14 protein-coding genes are annotated in these 13636 nt (G+C 61.4%); 6 read left to right on the top strand and 8 right to left on the bottom strand.

What is annotated here, in order from left to right; all coding sequences use genetic code 11:
- Window positions 1-28: 28 nt before the first annotated feature.
- Window positions 29-463, top strand: a complete 435-nt coding sequence (locus tag HU760_RS05150; RefSeq protein ID WP_003257164.1) for a Z-ring associated ZapG family protein — start codon at window positions 29-31, stop codon at window positions 461-463.
- Window positions 464-561: 98 nt separating this feature from the next.
- On the opposite strand, the gene HU760_RS05145 is transcribed toward HU760_RS05150, so the two are convergent.
- A complete protein-coding gene (locus HU760_RS05145) occupies window positions 562-1758 on the bottom strand; it encodes a methionine gamma-lyase (RefSeq protein WP_186675159.1) in 1197 nt (398 codons plus the stop codon).
- 127 nt (window positions 1759-1885) lie between these two features.
- On the opposite strand from HU760_RS05145, the gene HU760_RS05140 reads away from it, so the two are divergent.
- From HU760_RS05140 to HU760_RS05135, 3 genes are all read left to right on the top strand, one after another.
- Complete coding sequence (locus HU760_RS05140) at window positions 1886-2365, top strand: Lrp/AsnC family transcriptional regulator (RefSeq protein WP_186675160.1); 480 nt, start codon at window positions 1886-1888, stop codon at window positions 2363-2365.
- A 306-nt stretch (window positions 2366-2671) separates the two neighbouring features.
- A complete protein-coding gene (locus tag HU760_RS24595; RefSeq protein ID WP_367615776.1) occupies window positions 2672-2857 on the top strand; it encodes a pyocin-S2/colicin E7-DNase domain-containing protein in 186 nt (61 codons plus the stop codon).
- Complete coding sequence (locus HU760_RS05135; RefSeq protein WP_186675161.1) at window positions 2854-3105, top strand: bacteriocin immunity protein; 252 nt, start codon at window positions 2854-2856, stop codon at window positions 3103-3105. Before HU760_RS24595 ends, HU760_RS05135 begins: the two co-directional genes overlap by 4 nt.
- Window positions 3106-3284: 179 nt before the next feature.
- Here HU760_RS05135 and cysN read toward each other — a convergent pair whose 3' ends face one another.
- The 3 genes from cysN to HU760_RS05120 form a co-directional block, all read right to left on the bottom strand.
- A complete protein-coding gene (gene cysN / locus HU760_RS05130) occupies window positions 3285-5186 on the bottom strand; it encodes a sulfate adenylyltransferase subunit CysN (protein ID WP_186675162.1) in 1902 nt (633 codons plus the stop codon).
- A 15-nt stretch (window positions 5187-5201) separates the two neighbouring features.
- Window positions 5202-6119 carry a sulfate adenylyltransferase subunit CysD gene (gene cysD / locus HU760_RS05125; protein ID WP_170032460.1) on the bottom strand — a complete coding sequence of 306 codons (918 nt, stop codon included), beginning with the start codon at window positions 6117-6119 and terminating at the stop codon, window positions 5202-5204.
- A 186-nt stretch (window positions 6120-6305) separates the two neighbouring features.
- Complete coding sequence (locus HU760_RS05120) at window positions 6306-7064, bottom strand: Nif3-like dinuclear metal center hexameric protein (protein WP_186675163.1); 759 nt, start codon at window positions 7062-7064, stop codon at window positions 6306-6308.
- A 168-nt stretch (window positions 7065-7232) separates the two neighbouring features.
- Here HU760_RS05120 and algW point away from each other — a divergent pair, with 168 nt between their 5' ends.
- Window positions 7233-8393, top strand: coding sequence for a Do family serine endopeptidase AlgW (gene algW, locus HU760_RS05115; protein ID WP_186675164.1), 1161 nt, complete (start codon window positions 7233-7235; stop codon window positions 8391-8393).
- 30 nt (window positions 8394-8423) lie between these two features.
- Here algW and HU760_RS05110 read toward each other — a convergent pair whose 3' ends face one another.
- From HU760_RS05110 to HU760_RS05095, 4 genes are all read right to left on the bottom strand, one after another.
- Window positions 8424-9188, bottom strand: coding sequence for an amino acid ABC transporter ATP-binding protein (locus HU760_RS05110; protein ID WP_170032466.1), 765 nt, complete (start codon window positions 9186-9188; stop codon window positions 8424-8426).
- 10 nt (window positions 9189-9198) lie between these two features.
- Window positions 9199-10296, bottom strand: a complete 1098-nt coding sequence (locus HU760_RS05105; protein ID WP_186675165.1) for an amino acid ABC transporter permease — start codon at window positions 10294-10296, stop codon at window positions 9199-9201.
- 10 nt (window positions 10297-10306) lie between these two features.
- Window positions 10307-11485 (bottom strand): amino acid ABC transporter permease, encoded by a 1179-nt coding sequence (locus tag HU760_RS05100; RefSeq protein ID WP_186675166.1) that lies wholly within the window; start codon window positions 11483-11485, stop codon window positions 10307-10309.
- 67 nt (window positions 11486-11552) lie between these two features.
- Complete coding sequence (locus HU760_RS05095) at window positions 11553-12581, bottom strand: amino acid ABC transporter substrate-binding protein (protein WP_186675167.1); 1029 nt, start codon at window positions 12579-12581, stop codon at window positions 11553-11555.
- Window positions 12582-12913: 332 nt separating this feature from the next.
- Between HU760_RS05095 and HU760_RS05090 the strand changes: the two genes are divergently transcribed.
- Window positions 12914-13570 carry an alpha/beta hydrolase gene (locus tag HU760_RS05090; RefSeq protein WP_186675168.1) on the top strand — a complete coding sequence of 219 codons (657 nt, stop codon included), beginning with the start codon at window positions 12914-12916 and terminating at the stop codon, window positions 13568-13570.
- Window positions 13571-13636 lie beyond the last annotated feature (66 nt).

Here is a 13636-nt window from a genome sequence, read left to right as displayed (position 1 = left end):
AGCAAAGCCGTTTATAGAGGAAGGACTCGTGGAACTCTCGCTCCTTGTTTGGTTGTTGCCGACCCTGGCCCTGGTCATCGGCGTGGTGGTCGGTTTCGTCGTCGCTCGCCTGCTGCCCAATGCAGCGCCGAGCAGCACCCAACGTCAACTGGATGATATCCAGAAGCGCTTCGACAGCTATCAGAACGAAGTGGTTACTCATTTCAACAGCACTGCCGTGCTGGTCAAGAAACTGACCCAAAGCTATCAGGACGTGCAGGACCACCTGGCCGAAGGCGCCAACAGCCTGGCCCTGGACGACGTCACTCGCCAACGCTTGCTCGCAGCCCTGCACTCCGAGGCAGCGCAAGGCCCGCGCGACCGTTTGACCCCGCCGAAGGATGCCGAAGTGCCGCGTGACTACGCACCGAAGGCGCCGAACTCGCCGGGCATGCTCGACGAGAGCTACGGGCTCAAGCGCTGATCTGCAGAAAATGACAAAGGCCTCGCAAGAGGCCTTTTTTGTGGCTGGATGCGCCGGCCCTTTCGCGCCAAGCCCGCGAAGAGGCCGGCCCAGGTGACCTAGTTGCTGGCCCGCAACGCCTGCTCGACATCCGCCAGCAGGTCCTCCACATCCTCCAACCCCACCGACAGCCGCACCAGACCCTCCGAGATCCCGTGATGCGCCCGCTCCTTCGCGGTATAACTGGAGTGCGTCATGCTCGCCGGGTGCTGCGCCAGCGACTCGGCATCCCCCAGGCTCACTGCCCGGGCAAACAGTTGCAAGGCATTCATGAAACGCCGCCCCGCCTCGATACCGCCCTTGAGCTCGAAGGCGATCATCCCGCCCGGCAAACGCATCTGCCGCTGCGCCAGTTCGTACTGGGTAAACGATGGCAACCCCGGATAGTGAATCAGTTCCACCTGCGGCTGCCGCTCGAGAAATTCCGCGACCTGCAAAGCGTTGGCACAGTGGCGGTCCATGCGCAGCGCCAAGGTCTTGATGCCACGCATCAGCAGCGCGGCGTCGTGTGGCGACAGCACTGCCCCGGTCATGTCCTTCAAGCCTTCCAGGCGGATGCGGTCGACCAGCGCCTTGCGCCCCACCACCAGGCCGGCGGTGATATCGCCATGGCCACTGAGGTACTTGGTGGCCGAATGCACCACCAGATCAGCCCCCAGCTCCAGCGGCCGCTGCAGGTACGGCGTGCAGTAGGTGTTGTCGACCACCACCGGCACGTCGTGCCCGCGTACAGCCTCGACGACCGCGGCAATATCCACCAGTTGCATGTTGGGGTTGGCCGGGGTTTCGAAGTAGATCATTCGCGTCTTGCTGTTGATCGCCGCCTTCAGGGCCTTGCCGTCATTCAGGTCGACATGGCGGATCTTCACCCCGAATTCGCCAATGCCATGGTGCAGGAAGGCGAAGGTGCAACCGTACAAGGTGCGCCCGACGATCAGCTCGTCGCCGGGCCGCAGCAGGGTCCAGATGGTCGAGGTAATGGCGCCCATGCCCGACGCCAACGCCAACCCCGCCTCGCCCCCTTCAAGCGAAGCCATGCGCTGTTCGAGCAGGGCCAGGGTGGGGTTGGAGATGCGGCTGTAGAAGTGCCCCGGTTGTTCGCCGGCGAAACACGCAGCGCCGTATTCGACGTTGGGGAAGGCGTAGGTAGCAGTCTGGTACACCGGCGGCACAAGGGCACCACCGTGGGATAGCGGGTCGTAGCCATGATGAATGGCTCGTGTGGAAAAACCGGTGTTGTTATCGGAGCCGCGCATGGCAACAGCCTCTTGTGGTTTGCTATAAGCTTATGCCACCGAGCTGCCCGATTTTTTCCAAAATGGCCCACGCATCCGTGCGCTTGTTGGAACAAAAACAATTATTACCGGATCAGGAGGGCAAAAAATGCCTTCAAGCCTCGACCGTACCGACCGCGCCCTGCTCGCCGCTCTGCAGGACAACGCCCGTCTCACCATTGCCGAACTGGCCGACCAGGTGGCACTGACCACCTCACCCTGCTGGCGGCGAGTAAAGCTGCTGGAAGATAACGGCTACATCACTGGCTACCAGGCGGTCCTTTCGCCCAAGTCACTGGGCTTCGGTGTAACCGCGTTCGTCAGCATCATGATGGATTCGCACACCAAGGACATGGCACTGGCGTTCGAACAGCGGCTGATGGAAATTCCAGAGATTGTCGCCTGCCACAACATTTCCGGGCGCTACGATTTTTTGCTGGAAATCCTGGCGCGGGATCTGGAGTCGTTTGGTGAGTTCACCCGCGAAGTGCTACAGCGTTTGCCAGGGGTGAAAGAGATCTATTCGAGTTTTTCTTACAAGGCAGTGAAGGAGCGGAGGGTGATACCGGTGTCGGAGAAACATATATAAAGGAGCAAGCTAGGCTATGTGTGAAAAGTCTTGAGACGAAGGTCAGGCAAGGCGAAAACAGCCGAGGAAGCGGAGTTTACGGGTTGTAAATGAGCATTCCGAGGCTGTTTTCAACGCAGCATCACCGAGTATCAAGGCTTTGCACACAGAGCCTAGGCAACCCTTCACGCTTGAATAAAAACGCTGCAAAAAACCTCCATGGCCTAACCCGAGTCGTTCGATAGACCATGGAGTCGCCAACCGTGCAAGGTATAGCACTTCCTCCCACCCCTGTAACCCCGGAATCAGGGCCGCCGGCCGGACAATATTAATCGACTGAAGAAAGGTTTAGCACCTTATGTACCCAGCAGTGAATATGCCGGTGCCCGCTGGGTTTATGAGCTTCACCACAGCCTCCCTATTTCAAAAGGCGGTGAAATATACAACGCTGAAAACATTCGCATTACTACACCTCGCCTCCATGTAGAAATCCACAAAAGGAGCATGAAGTGAAAGCACAGATTAGCGACTTTACCGAATCTGAATTTCTGGCCTATGTAAGAAAAATCTATTCTGTAGATTTTCCGTCCGACAAAGACCACATCAAAGCCGTGATGGAATTTGCCCGTCTTACCGAGCACCCAGGGAAAGCCGATCTCATATACTATCCGGAGGAAGGAAAGGATGGGCCAGAAGCGGTAGTTGCAGAAATCAAAGCCTGGCGTGCCGCCAACGGCAGACCAGGCTTCAAAGCCGAGTAATCGCCAAACGAACAGCTCTGCTATCACCGAAGGCTATTCAGGCTTCATGAGCGCTATGGTCTACCTCGTCATGTGGCACGACCAATGATTCCGGAATCGCAAAGAACATATGAATGAATTGCCGTTGGGCATTGAAAAAAAACCCCGCCGAGGCGGGGTTTTTCGTTGCGCAACGGTACTTAGATCGCACCACGCTGACGCAGCAGGTCCAGCACCTGTTTCACGCCCTCGTCCACGCTGGTGGTCTGGGTATCGATCACCAGGTCGGCATCCAGCGGCACATCGTACGGGAAGCTTTCACCCGGGATGTTGTCGCCGGCGGCTGCATACAGGCCTTGCGGGTCACGCTCACGGCAGGCCAATGGCGAAGCCTGGACATAAACGGTCACCAGCCGCTCCTTGCCGATCAGGGCCTTGGCCTGTTCACGGCCTTCGGCATCCGGGGCCACGAACGCAGCCAGGGTCAGCAGGCCGGCTTCGTTGAACTGGCGCGCCACATGGGCCGCGCGGCGCCAGTTCTCGGTGCGGCCGGCACGGTCCTGCGGCAGGCCCTTGTTCAGGTCATGGCGCAGGTTCTGGCCGTCGAGCACGTACACTGCACGGCCCATGTCGAACAGCTTGCGCTCAACGGCATAGGCCAGGGTGCTCTTGCCAGCGCCGGACAAGCCGCTGAACAGCACGGTGGCCGGCTGCTGGCCGAAGCGCAGGGCACGTTCTTCGGTGGAAACGTGGGCCTGCTTGCCGTGGTGGCCGGTGCTGCCGTGCGGCAGTACTGGCGGGGCGATGATCATGCCAGCGCCGACAGTGCCGTTGGTCAGGCGGTCGATGACGATGAACGCACCGGTGGTGCGGTTGCTGTCATAGCCGTCCAGGGCGATCGGGGCGTCCAGCGATACCTTGACCCGGCCGATCTCGTTCAGTTGCAGCGCACTGGCAGCGCCCTGCTCCAGGGTGTTCACGTCGACCTTGTGGGTGATGCTGGCAATCGAGCCCGGCACGTAGCTGGTGGCGCGCTTGATGTCGTACTTCTTGCCCGGCAGCATCGGCTCCTCGGCCATCCACACCAGCATCGCATCGAACTGGTCGGTGACCGGCGGGACGTTGTCGGCATGCACCAGCAGGTCGCCACGGGAGATGTCGATCTCGTCTTCCATGGTCAGGGTCACGGCCTGGCCGGGGCCGGCGTTTTCCAGCTCACCCTCGTAGGTGACGATGGACTTGACCCGGCTGCTCTTGCCCGAAGGCAGCACGACGATTTCATCGCCCTTGTGCACCACGCCGCTGGCGATGGTGCCGGCGAAACCGCGGAAGTTCAGGTTCGGGCGGTTGACGTACTGCACCGGGAAGCGCAGGTCGGTGAAGTTGCGGTCGGCCGACACTTCGACGGTTTCGAGGATTTCCATCAGCGTCGGGCCGGCATACCACGGCGAACGCTCGCTGTGGTTGACCACGTTGTCACCCTTGAGCGCCGACATCGGCACGAAGTGCAGGCTGCTCGGCACCAGGTTGATGGCTTCGGCAAACTTCAGGTAGTCGGCCTTGATCGACTCGAACACGCCCTGGTCGAAGCCTTTGAGGTCCATCTTGTTGACCGCGACGACGATGTGCTTGATGCCCAGCAGCGAGGCAATGTAGCTGTGGCGGCGGGTCTGGGTCTGCACGCCGTAACGGGCATCGACCAGGATGATCGCCAGGTCGCAGGTGGACGCGCCGGTGGCCATGTTGCGGGTGTACTGCTCGTGGCCCGGGGTGTCGGCGATGATGAACTTGCGCTTGGCGGTGGAGAAGTAGCGGTAGGCAACATCGATGGTGATGCCCTGCTCGCGCTCGGCCTGCAGGCCGTCGACCAGCAGCGCCAGGTCGACTTCTTCGCCGGTGGTGCCGACTTTCTTCGAATCACGGGTGATGGCCTCGAGGTGGTCCTCGTAGATCATCTTCGAGTCGTGCAGCAGGCGCCCGATCAGGGTGCTCTTGCCGTCGTCGACGTTGCCGCAGGTCAGGAAACGCAGCAGTTCCTTGCGCTCGTGCTGGGCCAGGTAGGCGAGGATGTCCTCGCTGATCAGATCAGATTGGTGCGACATGGAGTAACCCTGAAATTAGAAGTAGCCTTGGCGTTTCTTGTCTTCCATGGAACCGGCGCCATCGTGGTCGATGACACGGCCCTGGCGTTCGGACGTACGGGTCAGGAGCATTTCCTGGATGATGTCCGTCAGGGTCTCGGCTTGCGACTCGACAGCACCCGTCAACGGGTAGCAGCCAAGGGTACGGAAACGCACCTTCTTCTTGACGATGCGGGCTTTCTCTTCATCGGAGAGATGTTCGAGGATGCGCTCGTCGTCGATCATGATCAGGGTGCCGTTCTTCTCGATGACCTCACGCTCGGCAGCGAAGTACAGCGGCACGATCGGGATGCCTTCGAGGTAGATGTACTGCCAGATGTCCAGCTCGGTCCAGTTCGACAGCGGGAAGACCCGGATCGACTCGCCCTTGTTGACCTTGCCGTTGTACACGTTCCACAGCTCGGGGCGCTGGTTCTTCGGGTCCCAGCGGTGCTTGCTGTCACGGAACGAGTACACCCGCTCCTTGGCCCGCGACTTCTCTTCGTCGCGGCGTGCGCCACCGAAGGCGGCATCGAAGCCATATTTGTCCAGCGCCTGCTTCAGGCCCTGGGTCTTCATGATGTCGGTATGCTTGGAGCTGCCATGGGTGAACGGGTTGATACCCTGCGCCACACCCTCGGGGTTGACGTGGGTGATCAGCTCCAGGCCCATTTCCTCGACCATCTTGTCGCGGAAGCGGTACATCTCCTGGAACTTCCACTGCGTGTCGACGTGCATCACCGGGAACGGCAGCTTGCCCGGGAAGAAGGCCTTGCGCGCCAGGTGCAGCATCACGGCGGAATCCTTGCCGATCGAGTACAGCATCACCGGGTTGTCGAACTCGGCGGCCACCTCGCGGATGATGTGGATGCTCTCCGCCTCCAGCTGTTTCAAGTGCGTCAGTTTGTCGACCATGGCTACTCACGAAAAACGATCTTATGGACGGCCTGCGGGCCGTGTTCGAGCGGGTCACTTTATCACAGCGGCTGCTTCTATTTAGGCGGCCGGCTAGATCGAAAAAATCTAACGATATGACTGAAGTTTCGCGCTGCCAGGCTCGGCTTCTTCGCGGGCAAGACCGCGAAGAAGCCGACGCCACGATCAGATCGGGTTCGGGCAATCGATGAACAGGTGCTCGACGGCAAACCGCCGCGCCAGGTAATCGCCCAGCGCCTGTACCCCATAGCGTTCGGTGGCGTGATGCCCGGCAGCAATGAAGCTGACGCCGTTCTCGCGAGCGCTGTGGTAAGTCTGCTCGGAGGCTTCCCCGGTCAGATACAGGTCGACCCCGGCGGCAATCGCGGTGTCGATATAGCCCTGCCCGCCCCCGGTGCACCAGCCGACCCGGCGGATCATCTGCTCACCCTCGACCAGCAATGGCTCACGCCCCAGCACCTCCTGCACGCGGCGGGCAAAGTCGCGCGCAGTCATTGGCTCGGCCAGCGAACCGACCAGCCCGACCACCCTTGGGTTTTCCGGGTCCAGCGGCCCTTCGACGGTGATGTCCAGCTGCCGCGCCAATTGCACGTTGTTGCCCACGTCCGGGTGCACATCCAGCGGCAGGTGGAACGCCAGCAGGCTGATGTCATTGTTCAGCAGGGTCTTCAGCCGGCGCTGGCGGATGCCGGTGACACACGGGTTTTCGCCCTTCCAGAAGTATCCATGGTGCACCAGCACCAGGTCGGCCTCGGCCTCGACCGCCGCATCCAGCAACGCCTGGCTGGCGGTAACCCCGCTGACGATACGGCTGACCTGCGGCCGGCCCTCGACCTGCAGGCCATTGGGGCAGTAATCCTGGATCTTCGCGCTGCCCAGGTAACGCTCGGTTTCCTCGACCAGGGTGTTCAGAGCGACGGCCATGAAAATCTCCTCGAAATCTGCATCTTTATCGGGCACAACGCCCATGCAACGCCCGTATAATGCCGGCCATTATGGGCCGTCGCCGGCACTGGGGGAACCGGTGTATGATCGCGCGCGCTCATGCCCCACTGCGCGCCCACCGGCCTTCGCTCTTTCCAGGATTCGTTCATGTTCAAGGCTTTGCGTTACTTTGGCTGGCCCCTGCTTACCGGCGTACTGGTCGCCATGCTGATCATCCAGCGTTTTCCGCAATGGGTCGGCCTGCCCAGCCAGGACGTCAACCTGCAGCAAGCGCCGCAAACTTCGCGGATCGTGCAGGGCCCGGTGTCCTATGCCGATGCCGTGACCCTGGCCGCCCCGGCAGTGGTCAACCTGTACACCACCAAAGTGGTGAACAAGAGCTCGCACCCGCTGTTCGAAGACCCGCAGTTCCGCCGCTTCTTCGGTGACAACCTGCCCAAGCAGCGCCGTTGGGAGTCGAGCCTGGGTTCGGCGGTAATCATGAGCCCCGAAGGCTACCTGCTGACCAACAACCACGTGACCAGCGGCGCCGACCAGATCGTCGTGGCCCTGAAGGATGGCCGCGAGACCTTGGCTCGGGTCATCGGTAGCGACCCGGAAACCGACCTGGCGGTACTGAAGATCGACCTGAAGAATCTGCCGGCAATCACCATCGGCCGCTCCGACACCATTCACATCGGTGACGTGTCGCTGGCCATCGGCAACCCGTTCGGGGTCGGCCAGACCGTGACCATGGGCATCATCAGTGCCACTGGGCGCAACCAGCTGGGGCTGAACAACTATGAAGACTTCATCCAGACCGACGCGGCGATCAACCCGGGCAACTCCGGCGGTGCACTGGTGGATGCCAACGGCAACCTGATCGGCATCAACACGGCAATCTTCTCCAAGTCGGGCGGTTCGCAGGGCATCGGCTTCGCGATCCCGGTGAAACTGGCGCTGGAGGTGATGAAGTCGATCGTCGAGCACGGCCAGGTGATCCGTGGCTGGCTGGGCATCGAAGTGCAGCCGCTGAGCCAGGAGCTGGCCGAATCGTTCGGCATGAAAGGCCGTCCGGGCATCGTGGTGGCGGGTATCTTCCGCGAGGGGCCGGCGGCGAAGGCCGGGCTGCAGCTGGGTGACGTGATCCTGAGTATCAACGGCGAGCCGGCCGGTGACGGGCGCAAGTCGATGAACCAGGTGGCGCGGATCAAGCCGAACGAGAAAATCACCATCGAAGTGATGCGCAACGGGCAGCAGCTGAAGCTGATTGCCGAGGTGGGGCTGCGGCCGCCGCCAGCGCCGGCGGTGGCCAACGAAGAGAAATAGGAACGGGGCCGCTTTGCGGCCCCTTTTGCATCAATGCAGGATCTGGCTCAGGAACAACTTGGTCCGGTCGCTGCGCGGCCGGTCGAAGAAGTCATCTGGCGACGCCTGCTCGACGATCTCCCCCTTGTCCATGAAGATCACCCGGTTCGCCACGGTCCGGGCAAAGCCCATCTCGTGGGTCACGCAGAGCATGGTCATGCCATCCTCGGCCAGGCCCACCATGGTATCGAGCACTTCCTTGACCATCTCCGGGTCCAGCGCCGAGGTCGGTTCGTCGAACAGCATGATCTTCGGCTTCATGCACAATGCACGGGCGATCGCCACACGCTGCTGCTGGCCGCCGGACAGCTGCCCCGGGTACTTGTGCGCCTGCTCCGGAATACGCACACGCTCCAGGTAGTGCATGGCAATTTCCTCAGCCTTGCGCCGCGGCATCTTGCGCACCCACATCGGCGCCAGGGTGCAGTTTTCCAGGATGCTCAGGTGCGGGAACAGGTTGAAGTGCTGGAACACCATGCCCACCTCACGGCGGATGGCCTCGATCTGCTTGAGGTCGTTGGTCAGCTCCACCCCGTCGACCACGATGCGCCCCTGCTGATGCTCTTCCAGGCGGTTGAGGCAACGGATGGTCGTGGACTTGCCCGAGCCGGACGGCCCGCACAGCACGATACGCTCGCCCTGACGCACGTTCAGGTTGATGTCCTTGAGCACATGGAACTGGCCGTACCACTTGTTCACGCCCTGCATCTGGATGATGCCTTCGGGGCCGGCAGGCTGCTTGATCGCTTCACTCATTTCGAAACTCCTAACGCTTGTGGCCAGTGTCCAGCTTGCGCTCCAGGTGCATGGAGTAGCGGGACATACCGAAACAGAAAATCCAGAACACCAGGGCAGCGAACACGTAGCCCTCGGTGGCCATACCCAGCCAGGCCGGGTCGGCGGCGGCTTGCTTGACGCTGTTCAGCAGGTCGAACAGGCCGATGATGATCACCAGGCTGGTGTCCTTGAACAGGGCGATGAAGGTGTTGACGATGCCGGGGATCACCAGCTTGAGCGCCTGCGGCAGGATCACCAGGCCCATCGCCCGCCAGTAGCCCAGGCCCATCGCTGCGGCCGCTTCGTACTGGCCCTTGGGGATGGCCTGCAGGCCGCCACGCACCACCTCGGCGATGTACGCCGACTGGAACAGGATCACGCCGATCATCGCCCGCAGCAGCTTGTCGAAGCTCATGCCCTCAGGCAGGAACAACGGCAGCATCACCGATGACATGAACAGCACGGTGATCAGCGGCACGCCGCGCCAGAACTCGATGAAGGTGACACACACCACCTTTACCGCCGGCATCTTCGAGCGCCGCCCCAGGGCCAGCAGGATGCCCAGCGGCAAGGCACCGACGATCCCCACAGTGGCGATCACCAGGGTCAGCATCAGCCCGCCCCACTGGCTGGTCGGCACATTCTCCAGGCCCGGCACGCCGCCATGCAGCAGCGCGTAGGCCAGGATCGGGTACAGCACCAGGAAGCCCAGGCCGTAGATAGCCTTGCGCGGGAAACGCTTGATGAACAATGGCGCGGCCCCCAGCACCGCAAGCCACACGGTCAGGTCCACGCGCCAGCGCAGTTCGGTCGGGTAGTAGCCATACATGAACTGGCCGAAGCGCTGCTGCACGAACACCCAGCAGGCGCCCTCCTTGGTGCAGTCGGCGCGGGTGGTGCCGACCCAGTTGGCGTCGATGAACGCCCACTGCAGCAACGGCGGCACGATCAGCCACACCAGGTAGATGGCGAACAGGGTCAGCAGCGTGTTAAGCCAGCTGGAGAACAGATTGGCACGCATCCATGCGAGCACGCCGACGGTTTTCACCGGTGGCGGCATGTCGGGTTTGAAAACATGGGCATTCACTGGCGTATCCTCACCGCTCGATCAACGCAATGCGCTTGTTGTACCAGTTCATCAGCAGCGAAATGCTGATGCTGATGGCGAGATAGACACTCATGGTGATGGCTATCACCTCGATGGCCTGGCCGGTCTGGTTGAGCACGGTACCGGCGAACAGCGAGACCATCTCCGGGTAGCCGATACCGGCCGCCAGCGACGAGTTCTTCGCCAGGTTCAGGTACTGGCTGGTCAGCGGCGGAATGATCACCCGCAGTGCCTGGGGGATGATCACCTTGCGCAGGGTCGGGCCCTCGCGCAGGCCCAGCGAGCGCGCGGCCTCGGTCTGGCCATGGCTGACCGAGCGGATACCGGAACGCACGATCTCGGCGATGAACGCGGCGGTATAGATGGTCAACGCCAGGGTCAGCGCCAGCAGCTCGGGGATCAGCACCCAGCCACCGACGAAGTTGAATCCTTTCAATTGCGGCACTTCCCAGTGCACCGGGCTGCCAAACAGCGATACACAGGCCCCCGGGATGGCGATGAACAGCGCCAGGCCCACCCAGAACTTGTGGAATGGCTCGCCGGTTTCGTCGAAGCGTTTGTTGGCGTAGCGCACCATCGCGACGATGGCCAGCACGCTCAGGCCCAGGGCAATGACGAACGGCCAGAAGCCGTCGGCCATGGTCGCACCGGGCATGTTCAGGCCACGGTTGCTGATGAAGAAGGTGTCCTGGAGGTTGATGCTGCCGCGCGGCCCCGGCAGGGTCAGAAACACGGCGAAGTACCAGAACAGGATCTGCAGCAACGGCGGGATGTTGCGGAAGGTTTCCACGTACACCGTCGCCAGCTTGTTGATCATCCAGTTCGGCGACAGCCGTGCCACACCGATAATGAAGCCGAGAATGGTCGCCAGTACCACGCCGATGAAGGTCACCAACAGGGTGTTGAGCAGGCCGATGACGAACACCCGCGCATAGCTGTCGGATTCCACGTAGGGAATCAGGTGCTGGGCGATGCCGAAGCCGGCACTGCGGTCGAGGAAGTCGAAGCCCGAGGTGATACCTCGGTGTTGCAGGTTGGTCTGGGTATTGTGGAACAGATACCAGCCCAGACCGACCACGAAGGCTATCGTGAGGATCTGGAACAGCCACGCACGCACACGTGGATCGCTCAGGGATAACCCCTTTTGTGCGCCAATTCGATTTTGCATGAAGTGCCCCGGAAAGTAGGGTTCCGAACAACCTGCGACGGCGGGATGCCGCCGCAGGGTGCAGCCATCAGCGCACAGGTGGCGCGTACTGGATGCCGCCGTTGTTCCACAGGGCGTTCATGCCACGGTCGATCTTCAGGTCGGTACCCTGGCCCAGGTTCTTCTCGAACACTTCGCCATAGTTGCCGACTTGCTTGACGATCTGCACTACCCAGTCCTTGGGCAGCTTGAGGTCCTTGCCGTACTCGCCGTCCGCACCCAGCAGGCGGGCGACGTCCGGGTTCTTGGTAGCCTTGGCCTCGGCCTCGACGTTCTTCGAGGTGATGCCAGCCTCTTCGGCGTTGAGCATGGCGAACAGGGTCCACTTGACGATGCTGAACCATTCTTCGTCGCCTTTACGCACCACCGGGCCCAGCGGTTCCTTGGAGATGGTTTCCGGCAGTACCACGTACTCGGTCGGCGCGGCCAGCTTGGAGCGCTGGGCGAACAACTGCGACTTGTCCGAGGTCAGCACGTCGCAACGGCCCGACTCCAGCGACTTGGCACTTTCGTCCGAGGTGTCGAAGGTGATCGGGGTGTACTTCAGGCCATTGGCGCGGAAGTAGTCCGACACGTTCAGCTCGGTGGTGGTACCGGCCTGGATGCAGATGGTCGCGCCATCGAGTTCCTTGGCGCTGGATACACCCAGCTTTTTGTTGGCCAGGAAGCCAACGCCGTCGTAGTAGGTAACGCCGGCGAATACCAGGCCCATGCCGGCATCGCGCGAGCTGGTCCAGGTGGTGTTGCGCGACAGCACGTCGACTTCGCCCGACTGCAGCGCGGTGAAGCGTTCCTTGGCGTTGAGCTGGCTGAACTTGACCTTGGTGGCATCGCCGAACACGGCGGCGGCCACGGCACGACAAACGTCGGCGTCGATACCGACGATCTTGCCCTGCGCATCAGGTACCGAGAAGCCTGGAAGACCGTCGCTCACGCCACACTGGACGAAGCCCTTCTTCTTTACCGCATCGAGGGTGGCGCCGGCCTGGGCGTTGCTCACGGCGCCCAGCGCAGCGGCAGCGGTCAGGACTGCCAGGGTGGTTTTCAACATCTTCATTCACAACCTCCAAATCGCTCTTGTTGTATCGAGCCGGAATTGCACCGCACCCTTTTGAGGCGTATCCGACCCGTATTGGCTTGTTATTGGGTCAATTGGCGCAATGGGCTGTTCTGTGACAGCCTTCGCGTGCAAGGGGTGTTACCGTCACGGCCTGCCCTTTGCATCGAAGGTTGAATTGCAAAGCGCGTACCAGATTGTTTGGCTGTAGCGTTTAAGCGCTCGTCAAGTAGGAAAAGTTGTATCGTTGCGACATTCTTTTTCAGACAATCATTTCCAGCGCCTTCTTTTCAGGCACGCCCTAACCAGACCCGCACACTTTCGGAGCAGTCATGACCAACCCGCTGATTCTCGAACCGCAAAAAACCGCCGACGCTTGTGTGATCTGGTTGCACGGTCTGGGTGCTGACCGTTACGACTTCCTACCGGTTGCCGAATTCATGCAGGAGCGTCTGCTCACTACCCGCTTCATCATGCCCCAGGCGCCGACCCGCCCAGTGACCATCAATGGCGGCTATGCCATGCCCAGCTGGTATGACATCAAGGCCATGACCCCGGCCCGCGCCATCGACGAAGCACAACTGGAGGAATCGGCCGACCAGGTCATTGCCCTGATCAAGGCCGAGCAAGCCAAAGGCATCAACCTGTCGCGAATCTTCCTGGCCGGCTTTTCCCAGGGCGGCGCGGTGGTGCTGCACACAGCTTATATAAAGTGGCAGGAAGCCCTGGGGGGCGTGATCGCCCTGTCCACCTACGCCCCCACTTTCAATGACCAGCATCAGCTGAGCGCGTGCCAGCAACGCACCCCGGCCCTGTGCCTGCATGGCGTGCACGACCCGGTAGTGATCCCATCCATGGGCCGCACCGCTTTCGAGTACTTGAATACCTGGGGCATCGCGGCCCGCTGGCACGAATACCCGATGGAGCACGAAGTGGTGGTGGAAGAGCTGAACGACATTCACGACTGGCTGGCCAGGCAACTGCAATAAGCGGAAGCCACCTGTAGTTGTCAGCCCAAGCCACTACGCCGCGCCTGAATCTTGCATTACACTGCC

It is taken from the genome of Pseudomonas oryzicola (genome assembly GCF_014269185.2).
Classification (GTDB): domain Bacteria; phylum Pseudomonadota; class Gammaproteobacteria; order Pseudomonadales; family Pseudomonadaceae; genus Aquipseudomonas; species Aquipseudomonas oryzicola.
Note: the sequence above shows the minus strand (reverse complement) of the source record. Positions and strands in the feature narration are given on the sequence as shown.